Origin of the sequence: Variovorax sp. EL159, assembly GCF_900100965.1 — a bacterium.
Lineage (GTDB): Bacteria > Pseudomonadota > Gammaproteobacteria > Burkholderiales > Burkholderiaceae_C > Variovorax.
On the sequence record NZ_FMUJ01000004.1, the window covers coordinates 595,527 to 612,114 of the forward strand.

Below are 16,588 nucleotides of genomic sequence, written 5' to 3' on the forward strand. Positions count from 1 at the left end.
CCATTTCTTCAGTAGCGCATTCAAGGCATCAAGATCGAGAGCTTGGCGTTCCATGCCTCGCCATCGGACCTGGAGGGCACGGCGACCCGGATCGTCGGGCGATCGAAGTCACTGGTCTCGAAGAGGAAGTGCACATGCTGAAAGCGAAACCCCGGATTCCCGGGATATTCGGTCCACTTGAGCTGCCATGTCCGGAAGTAGTCGAAATCGACCGTCCGGGCTTTCTTTCCCCGACTGATGATGCAGGCCTTGCGGGCATCCGTATCGAACAGGATGCAGGTTCCGTCCCAATCGCCCAGCATGCGCCGGGGATCGACCGGGAAGAAGCTCGCGCTCGATGCTTGGCCTTGTTCCTGGAGCATCTGCTCGCGCCCGGCCTGGATCGAGCGAGGCGAGGCGATCCAGGCCCAGTAGAAGAGCGCCAGTGCGATGGCGAGCATCGCCAGGAGCGGGAGTGTCACGAGCGAGTCTCCTGATGCCAACGTGAATGAGTGCTTTCTCTCAACGGCAAGCCGGTGGTGTCCTGAAGTGGTGGTTCAAAGCGCGGCGTATCTCGTCGAAAACTTGATCGGTCGTCCGGCATAGCTAAATCACCAAGATCTGCGATCCTGTTATCGATGGGAGGCTGTGTCGGCTCTGCTTTCATTCGTCGTCCTGTGTAGTGCCAGCTGTAAAAAGACGCGGACTTCGCCGGGAGCCGCGATGAGTCGAGGCGCTTCAGCGTGAGATCTGAAGAATAGTCGAATTTCCACTATTTCAAAACGAACTTCAGGGTGCGGGCCACAAGGAAGTGGCTCATGCAGAAGACGATTTACAGCCGGCAAAGTAAGCTGGTGACGACTCTCTTACGAGAGTTCAGGCAAGCGAGGGAAATGACCCAGGAGGAACTGGCCAAGAAACTTGGCATAACCCAAAGTGACCTCAGCAAAGTTGAGCGGGGAGCTCGGCGCATCGACTTTGTTGAACTGAGGCATTGGGCAGCCGCAGTGGGTATTGATATGGGACTTTTCGTCGCCGAGTTTGAGGCGAGGCTTGAAGCCGCGTCTGTGGCAGCGCAGGTGCCCAGGCGCAATCACTAGTGCGTTGACCACGCTCAGTCGAGGCAGAGCGTGGGGCGCCCCGCGATGGGCGCCGGAATACTGCTCTAGTTGAAGGAATGACTTGATTTCATGCGCAGTCTCCGGTGCTGGCTTCGCTGGCAATGCGTGAGAATTTTTCCTTCAATGTGAGTGTCTACTGTGGCATTCGCGCCGAATTTTCCACAGAATTTTTTGACACTCTGTTATTCCGCGTTTTTGCTCGAATTCTCGATTTTTCACACTCTGTTGGGAAATTTGACACTCTGTTAGGAGCCTATAAAACCCCGCTCGTGCCGGGTCACACATGCTTGCGCATAATTGACGCAAGCTATGACTCTCACCGAACTCAAATACATCGTCGCAGTAGCCCGCGAACGGCACTTCGGCAAGGCGGCCGAGGCCTGCTACGTCTCCCAACCGACCCTCTCGGTGGCCATCAAGAAACTCGAGGACGAGCTCGAGGTCAAGCTCTTCGAGCGCAGCGCCGGCGAAGTGACCGTCACGCCGCTCGGCGAGCAGATCGTGCAGCAGGCGCAAAGCGTGCTCGACCAGGCCGCCAGCATCAAGGAAATCGCCAAGCGCGGCAAAGACCCGCTGGCCGGCCCGCTCAATCTGGGCGTTATCTACACCATCGGGCCGTACCTGCTGCCCGACCTGGTACGCCAGGTGATCGCGCGTACACCGCAGATGCCGCTGGTGCTGCAGGAGAACTTCACCGCCAAGCTGCTCGAGATGCTGCGCGCCGGCGAGATCGACTGCGCCATCATGGCCGAGCCCTTTCCCGACACGGGCCTTGCGATGGCGCCGCTGTACGACGAGCCCTTCATGGCGGCGCTGCCGACCAAACACAAGTTTGCCGACCGCGAATCGATCACCTCCGAAGAGCTGCAGAACGAAACGATGCTGCTGCTGGGCACGGGCCATTGCTTTCGCGACCATGTGCTCGAGGTGTGCCCCGAGTTCGCGCGCTTCTCCAGCAATGCCGAAGGCATCCGCAAGAGCTTCGAGGGCTCGTCGCTCGAAACCATCAAGCACATGGTGGCCTCGGGCATGGGCGTGACGCTGGTGCCGCGCCTGTCGGTGCCGGCCGAGGCGCTCAAGCCCAAGGTCAAGGGCCGCAAGGAGCCCGAGCAGATGGTGCGCTACCTGCCGGTGCGCGATGCGCACGACCGCGATCCGCCCACGCGCCGCGTGGTGCTCGCATGGCGCCGCACCTTCACGCGCTATGAAGCCATTGCCGCGCTGCGCAACGCGATCTATGCGTGCGAGCTGCCGGGCGTCAAGCGTCTCTCATAGAGATTCGAGGAATTGGCCTACGCGGCGGCTGTTTTGAATCGCTCATCGCTGGGATAGAGTGAGGCTGTTGCGAAGCCGCAGCGCGGCTTCGAGAATCACTCGTTCACATCCCAACTTGAAGAAAGAGTTCTCGCCATGGCCAAAGCCTCGAAGAAATCGTCGCCCGCTTCCTCCGCCGGCAAGGTGCCCAAGAAGGGCCGCGCCGTGGTCGCGCAGGAGTCGGGCAGCCGCAACGCGCCGATCATCAACATCGGCATCGAACGCCAGGACCGCGCGGCCATTGCCGAAGGCCTGAGCCGCGTGCTGGCCGACACGTACACGCTGTACCTCACCACGCACAACTTCCACTGGAACGTGACGGGCCCGCACTTCAACTCGCTGCACGCGATGTTCATGGGCCAGTACACCGAGCTGTGGAACTCCACCGACGTGCTCGCGGAACGCATCCGCGCCCTTGGCCACTACGCGCCAGGCTCGTACGCCGAGTTCAGCAAGATCGCCACCGTGCCCGACGTGCCGCAAACACCGCCCAAGGCCATGGACATGGTGCGCATCCTGGTGAAGGGCCACGAGACCGTGTCGCGCATCGCACGCGAATTCATCCCCGTGGCCGAAGAAGCCGGCGACGATCCGACGGCCGACATGCTGACCGCGCGTTGCACCGTGCACGACCAGACCGCCTGGATGCTGCGTTCGCTGCTGGAAGACTGAGCGCACCCCGGCGTCTTCGCGAAACCCCAAGAGCGGCACAATGGCCGCTCTTTTTTTGCCCGCCCGTTCGGCCACCCGCATGCTTGCCCGTCGTTTTGCGCTCTACCTCGACCTGATCCGCTGGAACCGCCCCGCCGGCTGGCTGCTGCTGTTGTGGCCCACGCTGGGTGCGCTCTGGTTCGCCGCCGACGGCTGGCCGGGCTTGCACCTGGTCGTGGTGTTCACGCTCGGTACCTTCCTGATGCGCAGCGCGGGCTGCTGCGTGAACGATGTGGCCGACCGCGATTTCGACCGCCACGTGAAGCGCACCGCCCAGCGCCCCGTGACCAGCGGTGCGATGTCGGTCAAGGAAGCGCTGGGCCTCGGCGTGGTGCTGGCGCTGGTGTCTTTCGGGCTCGTGCTCACCACCAACCGCACGACGGTGCTGTGGTCGTTCGCGGCGCTGGCGATCACGCTGATCTATCCCTTCGCCAAGCGCTTCGTGTCGATCCCGCAGGCGGTGCTGGGCATCGCCTTCAGCTTCGGCATTCCGATGGCATTCGCGGCCGTGCAGTCGACGGTGCCGTGGTTTGCCTGGCTGCTGCTCGCGGGCAACCTGTTCTGGGTGCTGGCCTACGACACCGAATACGCGATGGTCGACCGCGACGACGACCTCAAGATCGGCATGAAGACCTCGGCCATCACCTTCGGCCGTTTCGATGTGGCGGCGGTGATGCTGAGCTACGCGATCTTCCTGGCGGTCTGGATCTGGGCCGGCAGCAGCCGTTCTCTAGGCGCGCTGTTCTACGCGGGCATCGCCGCAGCTGTGGCGCAGGCGTTCTGGCATTGGCGCCTGATCCGCGAGCGCACGCGCGAGGGTTGCTTCAAGGCCTTCCGCGAGAACCACTGGCTGGGCTTCGCGGTGTTCGTCGGCATCGTGGCCGGCTACGCGATTCGCTAGCCGCTAGCCGCTAGCCGCGCGGCTGCGCCTGCAGCCGCTCGAGTTCGTCGAGCACGAGCTGGCGCTGCAGCTTCGTCGGCATGGCGCGCGGCCGCAGCGCGTAGGTGGCGCCGATGCCTTCCACCAGTGCGATCAGCCGGGACATGGCAAAGGCAAGGTCGGTTTTCGCGGGGATCTGCCCGTCGGCCTGCAGCTGCACGAGCTCTCGCATCATGTCGTCTTCGTACACGCGGTAGTGGCGCTGCTGCATCTTCGCGATGACGGGTGAACGCAGCGCTTCGCTCTGCAGCACGATCGAGAGCTTCCAGCCGAAGGCGGTGTGGGGCTTGAGCGGCAGGCATGACAGCAGCATGCGTTCGAGCCGCCGGCCGGCCGGCGCGCGCTCGATGGCGGCACGGTAGTCATCGAACAGGCCGCGATAAAGGCGTTCGATCATCTCTTCCAGGATCGCTTCCTTCGTGGGGAAGTGGTGCATCACGATGCCCGTGGTGAACCCGATCTCGCCGGCGATGGAGCGGATCGTGACCGCGGCCAGCCCGCCCGTGGCGGCCATGCGCCAGGCGGCGTGGACGATGGCTTCGCGCCTGTCGGCCTGTGGCTTCGGTGCCTGTGCTTCTGTTGTCTTTCCCAAGGTAACGCTCTCCGGTGTGCGACGACTCTACAGGAGGATGGCGGTCTGTCGAATCCCTATTGCGCATCCACATAACGCTTGTTATATTTTATCGAAAACATAACAAGTGTTATGTGAACGCCGAAAAACCGAAGGAGACGAAGACCCCATGCAGACCGCTGAAACCTCACCATCGACCGCCGCCGCACTGGCCCGAATGCAACAGAAGATCGGCCAGGAGGGCGTGTCCGAGTGGCACCGCATCACCCAGGACATGGTCGACCGCTACGCGGATCTGTCGGGCGACGGCACCGGCGAATGGATTCATCTCGACCCGCAGCGCGCGGCCCGTGAGGCCTCTTACGGCGGCACCATCGTGCAGGGCTTCTTCCAGGTGTCGCACCTCATCAAGCTGAGCGGCGAGGCCATGCGCACGCTGGTGTCCTTCGACATGAACCATGCGCTGAACTACGGCTTCGACCGGCTGCGCTTCGTGCGGCCGATGCCAGTCGGCGCGCGCTTCCGGGCGCGCGTGCGCATCTCGGAGGTCACGTCCAGGCCCAACGACAGCTTCCTGCTGAAGGAAGAGGTGCTGCTCGAGCTGGAAGACGGCACCGTCACGCTGGCCGCCGACTGGTTGTTCTTTCTCGGGCCGCGTGCGCTGACCGAGAGCGGGGAGCCGGACCATGCCGTTGCCTGAACTGCCCCGCGCCGACGCCTGGCTGGCGCACCACGCACGCACCCGCGGCGACACCGACGCATGGGTCGACGGCGATCAACACATCTCGTTCGCCCAGGCGCAAGCGTGGGTCGATGCACTGGCGAGCGCGCTGCTGGCGCACGGGCTCGCGCCGGGCCAGCGCGTGGCCGTCTACGCCAAGCCTTGCCCCGCGTTCATGGCGCTGTTTCTTGCGATCTCCAGCGTCGGTGGCATCTACGTGGGCCTGAACCCCAAGTACACCGAGGCAGAGCTTGCGGTGATCATGGCCGACTGCAAGCCCACGCTGCTGTTCGGCCTGCTCGATGCCGAACCGGCGCATGTGCGCAAGATCGAGGCGCTGGCCGAGCGCGCGGATGGCACCTGCTGGGTCGTGTCGGGCCGCAGGCTCGACGCCTTTGCTAAGACCGGCAAGGACGTGGTGCCCGAGCGCCTGCAGGCGGCGCGCGATGCCGTGCGCGGGCAAGACACGGCGCTGCTGGTCTACACCTCGGGCACGACCGGCACGCCGAAGGGCGCGCAGCTCACGCACCGCGGCATCGTGTTCATCGCGCCGGTCACGAATGACCCGGTGCACTTCGGTGTCGAGGGGCAGGGGCGCACCCTGTGCAACCTGCCGGTCAATCATGTCGGTTGCGTGGTGGACCTGTGCACCAACTGCGTGGTGACGGGAACGACCGTGGTGTTCCAGCCCGACTTCGACCCCGACGCGATGCTGCAGGCCATCGAGACGCATCGCCTGACCATGATCGGCGGCGTGCCCGCGATGTTCCTTGCCATCAGCCGTTCGCCGCGCTTTCGCAGCACCGATTATTCGAGCCTGCAGAAGATCATCCTGGCCGGCAACCAGCCGCCGCTGCCGCTGGTGCGGCTGCTGCAGGAGGTGACGGGCCGGCCCGTGATGAACGGCTACGGGCTGACCGAGGCGATGGGTTTCTCGACCTTCACCGATTTGGACGACGACGCCGAGACCATCGCCGGCACCGTCGGCCGCTTCGATTCGCGCATCGGATGGCGCGTGGCAGATGATGCGGGGCGCCCTTGTCCGAAGGGCACCGCCGGCGAGATCCAGCTGCATGGCGATTGGCTCTTCACGGGCTACTTCCAGCGACCGGACGCCACCGCCGAGGCCTTCGCGGAAGGCGGCTGGTTCCGCACCGGCGACATCGCCGTCGTGACGCCCGAAGGCCGCGTCAGGCTGGTGGGTCGCAGGAAGGAGATGTTCAAGTCGGGCGGCTACAACGTCTACCCGCTCGAGATCGAACAGGCCCTGGAAGCGCTCGCGCCGGTGACGATGGCCGTGGTGGTGCCGGTGCCGGACGACGAGTACGTCGAGGTGGGCTATGCCTTCGTCGTCACGCAGCAGCCGGACGACAGCCCCGGCGCACTGAAGGCCATGCTGCGCGAGCGGCTGGCCAACTACAAACTGCCCAAGCACATCGAGATCGTCCGCGACCTGCCGATGCTGCCCATCGGCAAGGTCGACCGGCTGGCGCTCAAGGCGCGCGCCCGCACCGCCGTGGCAGGGCGCGAGCCGCTTGCCGTGTTCCCCGCCGAACCGAGGCCCGCATGACCATCACCACACCGATCGCGGCCACGCAGCCGCTGGCCTTGCGCGTGCGCGTGGCCTATGGGTTCGCCACGTTGGGCACCGGCAGCTTCCTGGTGGTGCCGCAGCTCTTTCTGCTGTTCTTCATGACCGACCACCTGGGCATCGCGGCCGCGTGGGCGTCGTTCACGCTGCTGCTGCCCAAGCTGTGGGAGTTTTTGACCGACCCGTACATCGGGCTGCGCTCGGACCGCGCCGAAACGCGCTGGGGCCGGCGCCACCCGTTCATGCTGCTGGGCGCGGTGCTGTTGTCGAGCGGCATCGCGCTGGTGTTCAACGTGCCGGCGCTCGATACGCCGCAGGCCCGCTGGGTCTATGTGACGCTCATGTTCGTGTTGGCGACGACGGGCTATGCGCTGTTCAGCGTGCCGTACACCGCGTTGCTCGGTGAGATCACCGGCGACCGGCATGAACGCACGCGCCTCGTCGCGCTGCGCATGGGCTTCCTGGGCCTGAGCCTGCTGATCGCCGCCGTGGGCTGGCCCGAGGTGCTGAAGGCGCTGGGCGGCACGGCAAAAGCCTATGGCGTGGTCGGGTGGGGCGTGGGCGCCCTGTGCCTCATCGCCATGCTGGTCACCGTGCTCGGCACGCGCCGCATGCCGCTGCTGCAGGGCGCGACGGACGCGACGAGCCTGTCGGCGCAGCTGCGCACGGTGCTGGGCGAACGGGCCTTCGTGATGCTGGCGCTGGCCTACGGGCTGCAGATGCTGGCGCAGAGCGCCAACTCGACCATGCTGGCCTACGTGGGCAAGTACCTGAGCCCACTGGGCGGCAACTTCCTCGCGCTGTACTTCGGCGTGATGACGCTGGCGAGCGTGATCGCGATGGTGCTCTGGTCGATGGTGGCGCGGCGCCTGCCCAAGCGCACCTGCTTTGCGCTGGGAACCTGCATCGGCGTGGTCGGCTTCCTGGTGTCGGTGCTGGGCCTGTCGACGTCGATGGCCGTGCTGGTGATCGGCGCGGTGCTGGCGGGTGTCGGCTTTTCGGCGGGGCAGGTCTTCGGCTTCTCGCTGCTGCCGGATGTGATCGACGAGCACCGGCGGCACAGTGGTAAGAACCGCGACGGTGCCTTCACGGGCGTGTGGGTCGGCTGGGAAAAGATCGGGCTGGCGCTGGGCGCCATGCTGTCGGGGCTGGTGCTGGGGTGGAGCGGCTTCATTCCATCGACCGGCGAGGCCGTGGCGCAGCCGGCTTCAGCGCTCGCCGCAATGATGTGGCTGTTCGGCATCGTGCCCGCGCTGCTGATGGCGGCGTCGCTGCTGCCGCTGTTTTCGCGCAGCCTGCGGGTGGTGGAGGCCGTCCCGGTGCCGGCCTGACGAATGTCGGCTTGCGCGTGCGCTCAGCCGCGGCCGAATTCCTCGCCCAACTCGGCCGCGCGCTTCTGCGCCGCGCGGATCGCGGTCTTGAACTGCGCCTTGACGTCCGCGCCCTGCAGCGAGGTGATGGCCGCGTAGGTGGTGCCGCCCTTGGAGGTCACGCGCTCGCGCAGCACCGAGGGCGGCTCGGTCGCGCTGTGTGCGAGTGCCGAGGCGCCGGTGAAGGTGCCGATGGCCAGCCGCTGGGCCTGGTCGGGCGTCAGGCCCATCTCGACGCCGGCTTCGGTCATCGCCTCGATGAAATAGAACACGTAGGCCGGGCCCGAGCCCGACATCGCGGTCACCGCGTCGAGCGCGGGTTCGGCGTCGACCCAGATCAGCTCGCCGGTGGGCGCCAGCAGTTGCGCGACAAGAGCCCTGTCCGCGCTCGCGACGGCCGGGCGCGCAAAAAGGCCGGTCATGCCCTTGCCCACCAGTGCGGGCGTGTTGGGCATGGCGCGCACCACGCGCTCGGTGCCGAGCCAGCGGGCGATGCTGTCTGACGGGATGCCCGCGGCCACGCTCAGGTGCAAGGCGTTCGCGGCAAATGCGCGCACCGACTTGGCCGCCTCGGCGAAGGTCTGGGGTTTCACCGCCCACACCACGACGGCGCAGCGCGAGAGGCTGTCGCCGGCCTCGGCCTTCGCCACGATGCCGAAGGACTGCGCCAGCTTCGTGCGGGCTTCCTCGAAGGGTTCGACCACCTCGAACGCGTCCGCCGGGGCGCCTTGCTGGATCAGCCCGCCGATGATGGCGCTCGCCATGTTGCCGCCGCCGATGAAGGCGACGGGCGGCAGCGGCGCGGGGGCGGTGCGGGGGAGGAAGGTCACGGCGATGGTCATGGTCGGTCGGTGTATTCGAAGGCAGCGAACTGGGTGACTTGCAGGGGATTGAAATTGTCGTCGCTCACGACCACCAGCATGCGCTTGCCATTGGGCAGCGGCGGCCCCCAGCACATGCCCTCGGTGTTGTCGAGGCGGGACAGGCCGAGCGCGGCGAAGTCGGCCACGAGGGTCTTGGCGGCCGGCCTGTGGTTGCCGGCCGCCAATGCATCGACGGCCAGCACGTCGCCGGCCGCGCGGGTGTCTATCTCATAGAGCCGCAGCGAATTGCCGGTGCCTGCCGCATAGGCGCGCTCCAGCACCAGCATGCGGTGGGCGTCGAGCATGAGGATCTCGCTCACGCCGTTGTCGGCGTAGGTGCCCGGAACCAGCGGGCGCAGCGGGATGGCGTCGGGTACATAGGCGATCTGGCGGGTGGCTTTTCCGGTTTCCAGGTCGAGCTGGGTGAAGCGGCAGGGGCCGCCCGGGGCGCCTGTGGTCGGCACGGGGCCGTCCTGGATCAGGGCGTTTTCCATCCCCAGCCAGGCGAACCGGCCGTCGGGGGTGAGGGCCAGGCCCTCGAAAGTCAGGTTGTCGCGCGGACCGCGGCGCTCCGTCGGGTCGGCGGCGAACATCGCGGGCAGGGCGAATTCGCGCAAGAAGCGGCCGTCGCGCGCTGATTCATACAGTGCGGGGCCGAAACCGCGGGCGATGTCGCCTTCGCTGGTCCACAACACGGTGTTGGTGCCGGGCCGCAATCGGAGGGCCTCGGGGTCGGGGACCGGAAGGCCGTCGAGGGCCTGGCGCCGATTGGGCCAGGGGCCACCGCCCGGGCGTTGCAGCAGCACCACGCCCGTGGGGGTGGGCGGAGCGGCCTCCGGCTGAGGCCAGCGGGCGACGTAATAGCGGATGGGTGCCAAGTCTGACCGGTCATCGCTGATGAGCAGGTACTCACCTCGCGACGGATCGTAGTCGATGCCCGAGAGGCCTCCGGCCGAGGTGCCCTCTATTGAAGGACGGTGCGGCCAGCGTGTTTCCGCGATGCGTCTCAGCCGGCCGGGGTCTGGCGTTGGGGTTGCGCTCCCGCAATCGCCCAGGCCCAGCGCCAGCAGTCCCGTCGCGCCCGCCAGGAGGCGACGGCGGGCAAGCACAGGGGCCGACAAGGGGGAATTCGCAGGATTGCGCACGCCCCGGAGTCTAGTGCCAGCGCATGGTGGTGTAATGGGGTTGTTGACATCAGCACGACTGCGTGCAACAATCGCGGGCTTCGCTTCCAAAAGGCGAAGCTTTCAGCCCAAAGCGGAAGTGCCTCGAGTGGTTCGAGGTGCAGACGACGGGCCCAAGACTGACCGCGGTGCTTCCCTCCTGGAGGCACATCGGTACAAGTTGGGAATATCAAGAAATGATCCAAACTGAATCCCGGCTCGAAGTGGCCGACAACACGGGCGCGAAATCCGTCCTGTGTATCAAGGTGCTCGGTGGCTCCAAGCGGCGTTATGCCAGCGTGGGCGACGTCATCAAGGTCAGCATCAAGGAAGCCGCTCCACGTGGTCGCGTCAAGAAGGGCGAGATCTACAGTGCAGTGGTGGTCCGTACCGCCAAGGGCATCCGTCGCGCCGACGGTTCGCTCGTCAAATTCGACGGCAACGCTGCAGTGTTGCTCAACGCCAAGCTGGAGCCTATCGGCACCCGCATCTTCGGACCGGTGACGCGCGAGCTGCGCACCGAAAAGTTCATGAAGATCGTGTCGCTGGCCCCTGAAGTTCTGTAAGGACAACAACGCCATGAACAAGATTCGCAAAGGCGACCAGGTCATCGTGTTGGCCGGTCGTGACAAGGGCAAGCGCGGCACCGTGTCGCTCCGCAAGGACGACTCGCACGTCGTCATCGACGGCCTGAACCTCGTCAAGAAGCACACCAAGCCGAACCCCCTGAAGGGTACGACCGGTGGCATCGTCGAGAAGTCCATGCCCATTCACCAATCCAACGTGGCGATCTTCAATGCCGCGACCGGCAAGGCCGATCGCGTGGGCATCAAGATCACCCAGGGTGCCGACGGCAAGCGCGTGGCTGTTCGCGTCTTCAAGTCGAGCGGCGACGAAATCAAGTTCGCCTAAGAGGTACTCACATGGCACGTCTCCAACAACACTATCGCGAAAAGATCGCGAAAGACCTGACGGAAAAGTTCGGCTACACATCGCCGATGCAGGTTCCGCGCCTCACCAAGATCACCCTGAACATGGGCGTGGGTGAAGCAGTCGCCGACAAGAAGGTTCTCGACAACGCTGTCGCCGACCTGACCAAGATCGCTGGCCAGAAGCCTGTGGTCACCAAGTCGAAGAAGGCTATCGCCGGTTTCAAGATCCGCGAAAACCAGCCGATCGGCTGCATGGTCACGCTGCGTGGCGTGCACATGTACGAATTCCTGGACCGCTTCGTGACCATCGCGCTGCCGCGCGTTCGCGACTTCCGTGGTATCTCCGGCCGTGCATTCGATGGCCGTGGCAACTACAACATCGGCGTCAAGGAACAGATCATTTTCCCTGAGATCGAGTACGACAAGGTCGATGCCCTGCGCGGTCTCAATATCAGCATCACGACGACGGCCAAGACCGACGAAGAAGCCAAGGCGCTTCTCGCTGGTTTCCGTTTCCCGTTCAAGAACTGAGGTGATCTGTGGCTAAAGCATCTTTGATCCAGCGCGAACTCAAGCGCGACAAGCTGGTTGCCAAGTTCGCTGCGAAGCACGCGGAACTGAAGGCAATTTCCAACGACGTGAAGAAGAGCGACGAAGAGCGCGCTGCTGCCCGCCTGGGCCTGCAGAAGCTCCCGCGCAACGCGAACCCCACGCGTCAGCGCAACCGTTGCGAAATCACCGGTCGCCCCCGTGGCACCTTCCGTCAATTCGGTCTGGCTCGCGCCAAGATCCGCGAACTGGCTTTCAATGGTGACATCCCCGGTGTCACCAAGGCCAGCTGGTAAGCCAGGCAGGAGCAAACAACATGAGCATGAGTGATCCCATTGCCGACCTGCTGACGCGTATCCGTAACGCGCAGATGGTGGCGAAGCCCACCGTGTCGGTCCCGTCTTCCAAGGTGAAGATCGCGATCGCACAAGTCCTGAAGGACGAGGGCTACATCGACGGCTTCCAGGTCAAGACCGAAGCCGGCAAGAGCGAACTTGAAATCTCGCTGAAGTACTACGCTGGTCGTCCGGTCATCGAGCGCATTGAGCGCGTGAGCCGTCCCGGCCTGCGTGTCTACAAGGCCAGCAGTTCCATTCCGCAAGTCCAGAACGGCCTCGGCGTTGCGATCGTCACGACCCCCAAGGGCGTGATGACCGACCGCAAGGCACGCGCTACCGGTGTCGGTGGCGAAGTTCTGTGCTACGTCGCCTAACCGAGACATCGAGGAGTTACTGAAATGTCCCGAGTAGGAAAAATGCCGATCACCATCCCCGCAGGCGTGGATGTGTCGATCAAGGAAGACCAGATCAGCGTCAAGGGCACGGGCGGCACGCTCAACCTGGCACGCAATGCGCTGGTCAAGGTCGTCAGCAATGACGGCAAGCTGAGCTTCGAGCCCGCCAACGAGTCGCGTGAAGCGAATGCGATGAGCGGTACCGTGCGCCAGCTGGTGAACAACATGGTGGTTGGCGTGACCAAGGGCTTCGAGAAGAAGCTCAATCTGGTCGGCGTTGGCTACAAGGCTGCAGCGTCCAGTAACAAGCTGAACCTGCAAGTCGGTTACTCGCACCCGGTCAACATCGACATGCCGCAAGGCATCACGGTGGCCACCGCGACCCCGACCGAAATCGTGATCAAGGGTGCTGACCGTCAGCGCGTTGGTCAAATCGCCGCTGAGATCCGCGCTGTTCGTCCGCCAGAGCCCTACAAGGGCAAGGGCATCCGCTATGCGGACGAGAAGATCGTGATCAAAGAGACCAAGAAGAAGTAAGGGGCAGCAAAATGATGTTGACCAAAAAAGCACAGCGTCTTCGCCGCTCGCGCCAGACCCGCATTCGCATCGCGACGCAGGGCGTGGCCCGTCTGACGGTGAACCGCACCAACCTGCACATCTATGCCACCGTCATCTCCGACGACGGTACCAAGGTGATCGCAACCGCATCGACGGCCGAAGCCGAAGTGCGCGCCTCGCTCGGCGGTTCGGGCAAGGGCGGCAATGCCGCTGCAGCCACCGCCATCGGCAAGCGCATCGCTGAAAAGGCGAAGGCTGCCGGCGTCGAGAAGGTCGCTTTCGATCGCGCAGGTTTCGCCTACCACGGCCGCGTCAAGGCGCTGGCCGAGGCAGCCCGCGAAGCCGGTCTGCAGTTCTAATCGGACACGAGATTCAAAATGGCAAAGATTCAAGCAAGAACGCAGAACGAAGGTCCTGAGGACGGTTTGCGCGAGAAGATGATCGCGATCAACCGCGTCACCAAGGTGGTGAAGGGTGGTCGTATCCTTGGTTTCGCAGCGCTGACCGTGGTCGGCGACGGCGATGGCCGCGTTGGCATGGGCAAGGGCAAGTCGAAGGAAGTGCCTGCTGCCGTGCAGAAGGCGATGGAAGAAGCCCGTCGCAACCTGTTCAAGGCTCCGATCAAGAACGGTACGCTGCATCACCAGGTGCAAGGTCACCACGGCGCCTCGACGGTCGTGATGTACCCGGCTCCCAAGGGTACCGGCATCATCGCCGGCGGCCCGATGCGCGCCGTGTTCGAAGTCATGGGCATCACCGACATCGTGGCCAAGAGCCATGGTTCGTCGAACCCCTACAACATGGTTCGCGCCACGCTCGACGGGTTGAAGAACTCGACGACCGCGTCCGCAGTGGCTGCCAAGCGTGGCCTGACCGTCGAAGAAATCTTCGCCTGAGCGCAAGCAATCGGAAGAGCATTCAAATGACGACGCAACAACAAACCCTCAAGGTGCAATTGGTCAAGAGCCCGATTGGCACCAAGGAATCGCATCGCGCGACCGTGCGTGGCCTCGGCCTGCGCAAGCTCAACAGCGTGAGCGAGCTGCAAGACACCCCGGCGGTGCGCGGCATGATCAACAAGATCAGTTATCTGGTCAAAGTTCTGTAAGAGAGACTGATATGGAACTCAATGGCATCAAGCCGGCAGCCGGCGCCAAGCACGCAAAGCGTCGCGTTGGTCGTGGTATCGGCTCTGGCATCGGCAAGACCGCAGGTCGCGGTCACAAGGGTCAGAAGTCGCGCGCTGGCGGTTTCCACAAGGTTGGTTTCGAAGGCGGCCAAATGCCGCTGCAACGTCGCCTGCCCAAGCGTGGTTTCAAGTCGCACCTGCTGAAGTTCAACGCTGAAGTCACGCTGACTGCCCTCGAGCAGCTCGGCCTGGCCGAAGTGGACGTCCTGGCGCTGAAGCAAGCCGGCCTCGTGGGCCAGCTCGCCAAGGTCGTCAAGATCGTCAAGACCGGTGAACTCACCAAGGCCGTCAAGCTGACGGGCGTGGGTGCAACCGCTGGTGCCAAGGCTGCGATCGAAGCAGTCGGCGGCAGCATCGCCTGATCACCAACGGACTGAAAGAAGTTCTTCGTGGCAACTAACGCGGCAACGATCGCAAAAACAGGCAAGTTCGGCGACCTCCGTCGTCGGCTCGTCTTTTTGCTGCTCGCGCTCGTGGTCTACCGGATTGGCGCGCACATTCCTGTGCCGGGTATCAACCCGGACCAGCTGGCAGCGTTGTTCCAGGGCCAGCAGGGCGGCATTCTGAGCCTGTTCAACATGTTCTCGGGCGGTGCGCTGTCGCGCTTCACCGTGTTCGCGTTGGGGATCATGCCGTACATCTCGGCGTCGATCATCATGCAGCTGATGACCTACGTGCTTCCGACCTTCGAGCAATTGAAGAAGGAAGGCGAGGCCGGTCGCCGCAAGATCACGCAGTACACGCGCTACGGCGCGCTGGGTCTGGCCCTGTTCCAGTCGTTCAGCATCGCAGTGGCCCTCGAATCGTCGGCTGGTCTGGTGATCTCCCCTGGCTTCGGCTTCCGCCTGACTGCCATGGTGAGCCTGACGGCAGGTTCGATGTTCCTGATGTGGCTCGGCGAGCAGATCACTGAACGCGGCCTTGGCAACGGTATCTCGATCCTGATCTTTGCAGGTATCGCAGCCGGCTTGCCGAACGCCATCGGTGGACTGCTGGAGCTGGTGCGTACCGGTGCCATGAACGTCATCGTCGCGCTCTTCATCGTCGCGGTGGTGGTGCTGGTGACCTACTTCGTGGTGTTCGTCGAGCGCGGCCAACGCAAGATCCTCGTGAACTATGCGCGGCGCCAGGTTGGCAACAAGGTCTACGGCGGTCAGTCGTCGCACCTGCCCCTGAAGCTGAACATGGCTGGCGTGATCCCGCCGATCTTCGCTTCGTCGATCATCCTGCTGCCCGCAACGGTGGTTGGCTGGTTCAGCACCGGTGAAGGTGGCTTCCGCTGGATCAAGGACATTGCCGGCGCTCTGCGTCCGGGCGAGCCGATCTACGTGCTGCTGTATGCCGCTGCGATCGTTTTCTTCTGCTTCTTCTACACGGCACTCGTGTTCAACAGCAAGGAAACGGCCGACAACCTGAAGAAGAGTGGTGCGTTCATTCCTGGCATTCGCCCGGGTGACCAGACCGCTCGCTATATCGACAAGATTCTGGTTCGCCTGACGTTGGCTGGCGCGGTGTACATCACCTTCGTCTGCCTGCTGCCCGAGTTCCTGATCCTGAAGTACAACGTGCCGTTCTACTTCGGTGGTACCTCCCTGCTGATCATCGTGGTCGTCACGATGGACTTCATGGCCCAGGTGCAAAACTACATGATGTCCCAGCAGTACGAATCGCTGCTGAAGAAGGCCAACTTCAAGACATCGTAGGGCTGTGAGTTTCAGTATTGAGAATATTGGGTGAGTGGGCGGTGTACCGCCACGTTAAACAGTTTTAGGAGAATGAAATGAGAGTTTCGGCTTCGGTCAAAACCATCTGCCGTAATTGCAAGGTCATCCGCCGTAAAGGTGTGGTGCGTGTGATTTGCACCGACCCGCGCCACAAGCAGCGCCAGGGTTGATTGAAGAGTATTAGAGGACGCACATGGCACGTATTGCTGGCATCAACATCCCGCCGCACAAGCACGCTGAAATCGGCCTGACCGCCATTTTCGGTATCGGTCGCACCCGCGCCCGTCAAATCTGCGAAGCGAGCGGCATCGAATATTCGAAGAAGATCAAGGATCTGACCGACGGCGATCTCGAGAAGATCCGCGATCAGATCGCTCTGTTCACCATCGAAGGCGATCTGCGTCGCGAGACGACGATGAACATCAAGCGTTTGATGGACATCGGCTGCTATCGCGGCTTCCGTCACCGTCGCGGCCTGCCGATGCGCGGCCAGCGCACGCGCACCAACGCCCGCACCCGCAAGGGTCCGCGCAAGGCTGCGCAGTCCCTGAAGAAATAA

The 16,588-nt window shown here is 63.8% G+C and carries 24 protein-coding genes; 20 read left to right on the top strand and 4 right to left on the bottom strand.

From position 1 onward, the window contains the following. Positions 1 to 20: 20 nt before the first annotated feature. Positions 21 to 440, bottom strand: a complete 420-nt coding sequence (locus BLQ28_RS19910; protein WP_093243461.1) for a hypothetical protein — start codon at positions 438 to 440, stop codon at positions 21 to 23. Between the two features lie 357 nt (positions 441 to 797). Here BLQ28_RS19910 and BLQ28_RS19915 point away from each other — a divergent pair, with 357 nt between their 5' ends. The 4 genes from BLQ28_RS19915 (at position 798) to ubiA (ending at position 4,026) form a co-directional block, all read left to right on the top strand. Next, entirely contained in the window at positions 798 to 1,079 is a 282-nt protein-coding gene (locus BLQ28_RS19915; RefSeq protein WP_093242975.1) for a helix-turn-helix domain-containing protein, read from the top strand. A 330-nt stretch (positions 1,080 to 1,409) separates the two neighbouring features. Next, entirely contained in the window at positions 1,410 to 2,375 is a 966-nt protein-coding gene (locus BLQ28_RS19920; protein ID WP_021012935.1) for a LysR substrate-binding domain-containing protein, read from the top strand. Between the two features lie 135 nt (positions 2,376 to 2,510). Continuing rightward, positions 2,511 to 3,086 carry a Dps family protein gene (locus tag BLQ28_RS19925; protein WP_093242977.1) on the top strand — a complete coding sequence of 192 codons (576 nt, stop codon included), beginning with the start codon at positions 2,511 to 2,513 and terminating at the stop codon, positions 3,084 to 3,086. 79 nt (positions 3,087 to 3,165) lie between these two features. After that, positions 3,166 to 4,026, top strand: a complete 861-nt coding sequence (ubiA, locus tag BLQ28_RS19930; protein ID WP_093243463.1) for a 4-hydroxybenzoate octaprenyltransferase — start codon at positions 3,166 to 3,168, stop codon at positions 4,024 to 4,026. A gap of 10 nt (positions 4,027 to 4,036) precedes the next feature. Here the strand turns inward: ubiA and BLQ28_RS19935 are convergent, their stop codons facing one another. Further along, entirely contained in the window at positions 4,037 to 4,657 is a 621-nt protein-coding gene (locus BLQ28_RS19935; RefSeq protein WP_093242980.1) for a TetR/AcrR family transcriptional regulator, read from the bottom strand. A gap of 148 nt (positions 4,658 to 4,805) precedes the next feature. Here BLQ28_RS19935 and BLQ28_RS19940 point away from each other — a divergent pair, with 148 nt between their 5' ends. The 3 genes from BLQ28_RS19940 to BLQ28_RS19950 are packed head-to-tail and all read left to right on the top strand — an operon-like array spanning position 4,806 to position 8,279. Further along, positions 4,806 to 5,336 (top strand): MaoC/PaaZ C-terminal domain-containing protein, encoded by a 531-nt coding sequence (locus BLQ28_RS19940; protein WP_093242982.1) that lies wholly within the window; start codon positions 4,806 to 4,808, stop codon positions 5,334 to 5,336. Continuing rightward, positions 5,323 to 6,927 (top strand): class I adenylate-forming enzyme family protein, encoded by a 1,605-nt coding sequence (locus BLQ28_RS19945; RefSeq protein WP_093242985.1) that lies wholly within the window; start codon positions 5,323 to 5,325, stop codon positions 6,925 to 6,927. The genes BLQ28_RS19940 and BLQ28_RS19945 overlap by 14 nt, the downstream gene beginning before the upstream one ends. Further along, positions 6,924 to 8,279 carry an MFS transporter gene (locus BLQ28_RS19950; protein ID WP_093242987.1) on the top strand — a complete coding sequence of 452 codons (1,356 nt, stop codon included), beginning with the start codon at positions 6,924 to 6,926 and terminating at the stop codon, positions 8,277 to 8,279. The genes BLQ28_RS19945 and BLQ28_RS19950 overlap by 4 nt, the downstream gene beginning before the upstream one ends. 23 nt (positions 8,280 to 8,302) lie before the next feature. Here BLQ28_RS19950 and proC read toward each other — a convergent pair whose 3' ends face one another. Both proC and BLQ28_RS19960 read right to left on the bottom strand, forming a co-directional pair. Beyond that, complete coding sequence (gene proC, locus BLQ28_RS19955; protein ID WP_093242989.1) at positions 8,303 to 9,160, bottom strand: pyrroline-5-carboxylate reductase; 858 nt, start codon at positions 9,158 to 9,160, stop codon at positions 8,303 to 8,305. Further along, positions 9,157 to 10,302 carry an esterase-like activity of phytase family protein gene (locus BLQ28_RS19960; RefSeq protein WP_093242991.1) on the bottom strand — a complete coding sequence of 382 codons (1,146 nt, stop codon included), beginning with the start codon at positions 10,300 to 10,302 and terminating at the stop codon, positions 9,157 to 9,159. The genes proC and BLQ28_RS19960 overlap by 4 nt, the downstream gene beginning before the upstream one ends. A 239-nt stretch (positions 10,303 to 10,541) precedes the next feature. Between BLQ28_RS19960 and rplN the strand changes: the two genes are divergently transcribed. The 13 genes from rplN (at position 10,542) to rpsM (ending at position 16,588) form a co-directional block, all read left to right on the top strand. After that, complete coding sequence (gene rplN, locus BLQ28_RS19965; RefSeq protein WP_009124801.1) at positions 10,542 to 10,910, top strand: 50S ribosomal protein L14; 369 nt, start codon at positions 10,542 to 10,544, stop codon at positions 10,908 to 10,910. A 13-nt stretch (positions 10,911 to 10,923) separates the two neighbouring features. Then, positions 10,924 to 11,256 (top strand): 50S ribosomal protein L24, encoded by a 333-nt coding sequence (gene rplX / locus BLQ28_RS19970; protein WP_093242993.1) that lies wholly within the window; start codon positions 10,924 to 10,926, stop codon positions 11,254 to 11,256. A gap of 11 nt (positions 11,257 to 11,267) precedes the next feature. Next, positions 11,268 to 11,807: a 50S ribosomal protein L5 gene (gene rplE, locus BLQ28_RS19975; protein ID WP_093196100.1), complete on the top strand. Its 540-nt coding sequence runs from the start codon at positions 11,268 to 11,270 to the stop codon at positions 11,805 to 11,807. 8 nt (positions 11,808 to 11,815) lie between these two features. Continuing rightward, complete coding sequence (gene rpsN / locus BLQ28_RS19980; RefSeq protein WP_042577476.1) at positions 11,816 to 12,121, top strand: 30S ribosomal protein S14; 306 nt, start codon at positions 11,816 to 11,818, stop codon at positions 12,119 to 12,121. A gap of 20 nt (positions 12,122 to 12,141) precedes the next feature. Then, complete coding sequence (gene rpsH, locus BLQ28_RS19985) at positions 12,142 to 12,537, top strand: 30S ribosomal protein S8 (protein WP_093242995.1); 396 nt, start codon at positions 12,142 to 12,144, stop codon at positions 12,535 to 12,537. A gap of 24 nt (positions 12,538 to 12,561) precedes the next feature. Continuing rightward, complete coding sequence (rplF, locus tag BLQ28_RS19990; RefSeq protein ID WP_093242997.1) at positions 12,562 to 13,095, top strand: 50S ribosomal protein L6; 534 nt, start codon at positions 12,562 to 12,564, stop codon at positions 13,093 to 13,095. Positions 13,096 to 13,109: 14 nt separating this feature from the next. Continuing rightward, positions 13,110 to 13,475 (top strand): 50S ribosomal protein L18, encoded by a 366-nt coding sequence (gene rplR / locus BLQ28_RS19995; protein WP_093243465.1) that lies wholly within the window; start codon positions 13,110 to 13,112, stop codon positions 13,473 to 13,475. An 18-nt stretch (positions 13,476 to 13,493) separates the two neighbouring features. Further along, positions 13,494 to 14,012 carry a 30S ribosomal protein S5 gene (gene rpsE, locus BLQ28_RS20000; RefSeq protein ID WP_093242999.1) on the top strand — a complete coding sequence of 173 codons (519 nt, stop codon included), beginning with the start codon at positions 13,494 to 13,496 and terminating at the stop codon, positions 14,010 to 14,012. A gap of 26 nt (positions 14,013 to 14,038) precedes the next feature. Then, positions 14,039 to 14,224, top strand: a complete 186-nt coding sequence (rpmD, locus tag BLQ28_RS20005; protein ID WP_009124818.1) for a 50S ribosomal protein L30 — start codon at positions 14,039 to 14,041, stop codon at positions 14,222 to 14,224. Between the two features lie 11 nt (positions 14,225 to 14,235). Further along, the gene (gene rplO / locus BLQ28_RS20010; RefSeq protein ID WP_093243001.1) at positions 14,236 to 14,667 is read left to right on the top strand and encodes a 50S ribosomal protein L15; all 432 of its coding nucleotides are present in this window, start codon (positions 14,236 to 14,238) and stop codon (positions 14,665 to 14,667) included. 27 nt (positions 14,668 to 14,694) lie between these two features. Then, on the top strand, positions 14,695 to 16,008 hold the full coding sequence (gene secY / locus BLQ28_RS20015) for a preprotein translocase subunit SecY (protein WP_093243003.1): 1,314 nt from the start codon (positions 14,695 to 14,697) through the stop codon (positions 16,006 to 16,008). A 77-nt stretch (positions 16,009 to 16,085) separates the two neighbouring features. After that, positions 16,086 to 16,199 (top strand): 50S ribosomal protein L36, encoded by a 114-nt coding sequence (gene rpmJ, locus BLQ28_RS20020; RefSeq protein WP_013544106.1) that lies wholly within the window; start codon positions 16,086 to 16,088, stop codon positions 16,197 to 16,199. A gap of 23 nt (positions 16,200 to 16,222) precedes the next feature. Beyond that, positions 16,223 to 16,588, top strand: coding sequence for a 30S ribosomal protein S13 (rpsM, locus tag BLQ28_RS20025; RefSeq protein WP_093243005.1), 366 nt, complete (start codon positions 16,223 to 16,225; stop codon positions 16,586 to 16,588).

Excerpts from the sequence above, each read along its gene's own strand:
- BLQ28_RS19910 (WP_093243461.1), bottom strand. The coding sequence starts at position 440 with ATGCTCGCCATCGCACTGGCGCTCTTCTACTGGGCCTGGATCGCCTCG.
- BLQ28_RS19915 (WP_093242975.1), top strand. The coding sequence starts at position 798 with ATGCAGAAGACGATTTACAGCCGGCAAAGTAAGCTGGTGACGACTCTC.
- BLQ28_RS19920 (WP_021012935.1), top strand. The coding sequence starts at position 1,410 with ATGACTCTCACCGAACTCAAATACATCGTCGCAGTAGCCCGCGAACGG.
- BLQ28_RS19925 (WP_093242977.1), top strand. The coding sequence starts at position 2,511 with ATGGCCAAAGCCTCGAAGAAATCGTCGCCCGCTTCCTCCGCCGGCAAG.
- ubiA (WP_093243463.1), top strand. The coding sequence starts at position 3,166 with ATGCTTGCCCGTCGTTTTGCGCTCTACCTCGACCTGATCCGCTGGAAC.
- BLQ28_RS19940 (WP_093242982.1), top strand. The coding sequence starts at position 4,806 with ATGCAGACCGCTGAAACCTCACCATCGACCGCCGCCGCACTGGCCCGA.
- BLQ28_RS19945 (WP_093242985.1), top strand. The coding sequence starts at position 5,323 with ATGCCGTTGCCTGAACTGCCCCGCGCCGACGCCTGGCTGGCGCACCAC.
- BLQ28_RS19950 (WP_093242987.1), top strand. The coding sequence starts at position 6,924 with ATGACCATCACCACACCGATCGCGGCCACGCAGCCGCTGGCCTTGCGC.
- proC (WP_093242989.1), bottom strand. The coding sequence starts at position 9,160 with ATGACCATCGCCGTGACCTTCCTCCCCCGCACCGCCCCCGCGCCGCTG.
- rplN (WP_009124801.1), top strand. The coding sequence starts at position 10,542 with ATGATCCAAACTGAATCCCGGCTCGAAGTGGCCGACAACACGGGCGCG.
- rplX (WP_093242993.1), top strand. The coding sequence starts at position 10,924 with ATGAACAAGATTCGCAAAGGCGACCAGGTCATCGTGTTGGCCGGTCGT.
- rplE (WP_093196100.1), top strand. The coding sequence starts at position 11,268 with ATGGCACGTCTCCAACAACACTATCGCGAAAAGATCGCGAAAGACCTG.
- rpsH (WP_093242995.1), top strand. The coding sequence starts at position 12,142 with ATGAGCATGAGTGATCCCATTGCCGACCTGCTGACGCGTATCCGTAAC.
- rplF (WP_093242997.1), top strand. The coding sequence starts at position 12,562 with ATGTCCCGAGTAGGAAAAATGCCGATCACCATCCCCGCAGGCGTGGAT.
- rplR (WP_093243465.1), top strand. The coding sequence starts at position 13,110 with ATGTTGACCAAAAAAGCACAGCGTCTTCGCCGCTCGCGCCAGACCCGC.
- rpsE (WP_093242999.1), top strand. The coding sequence starts at position 13,494 with ATGGCAAAGATTCAAGCAAGAACGCAGAACGAAGGTCCTGAGGACGGT.
- rpmD (WP_009124818.1), top strand. The coding sequence starts at position 14,039 with ATGACGACGCAACAACAAACCCTCAAGGTGCAATTGGTCAAGAGCCCG.
- rplO (WP_093243001.1), top strand. The coding sequence starts at position 14,236 with ATGGAACTCAATGGCATCAAGCCGGCAGCCGGCGCCAAGCACGCAAAG.
- rpmJ (WP_013544106.1), top strand. The coding sequence starts at position 16,086 with ATGAGAGTTTCGGCTTCGGTCAAAACCATCTGCCGTAATTGCAAGGTC.
- rpsM (WP_093243005.1), top strand. The coding sequence starts at position 16,223 with ATGGCACGTATTGCTGGCATCAACATCCCGCCGCACAAGCACGCTGAA.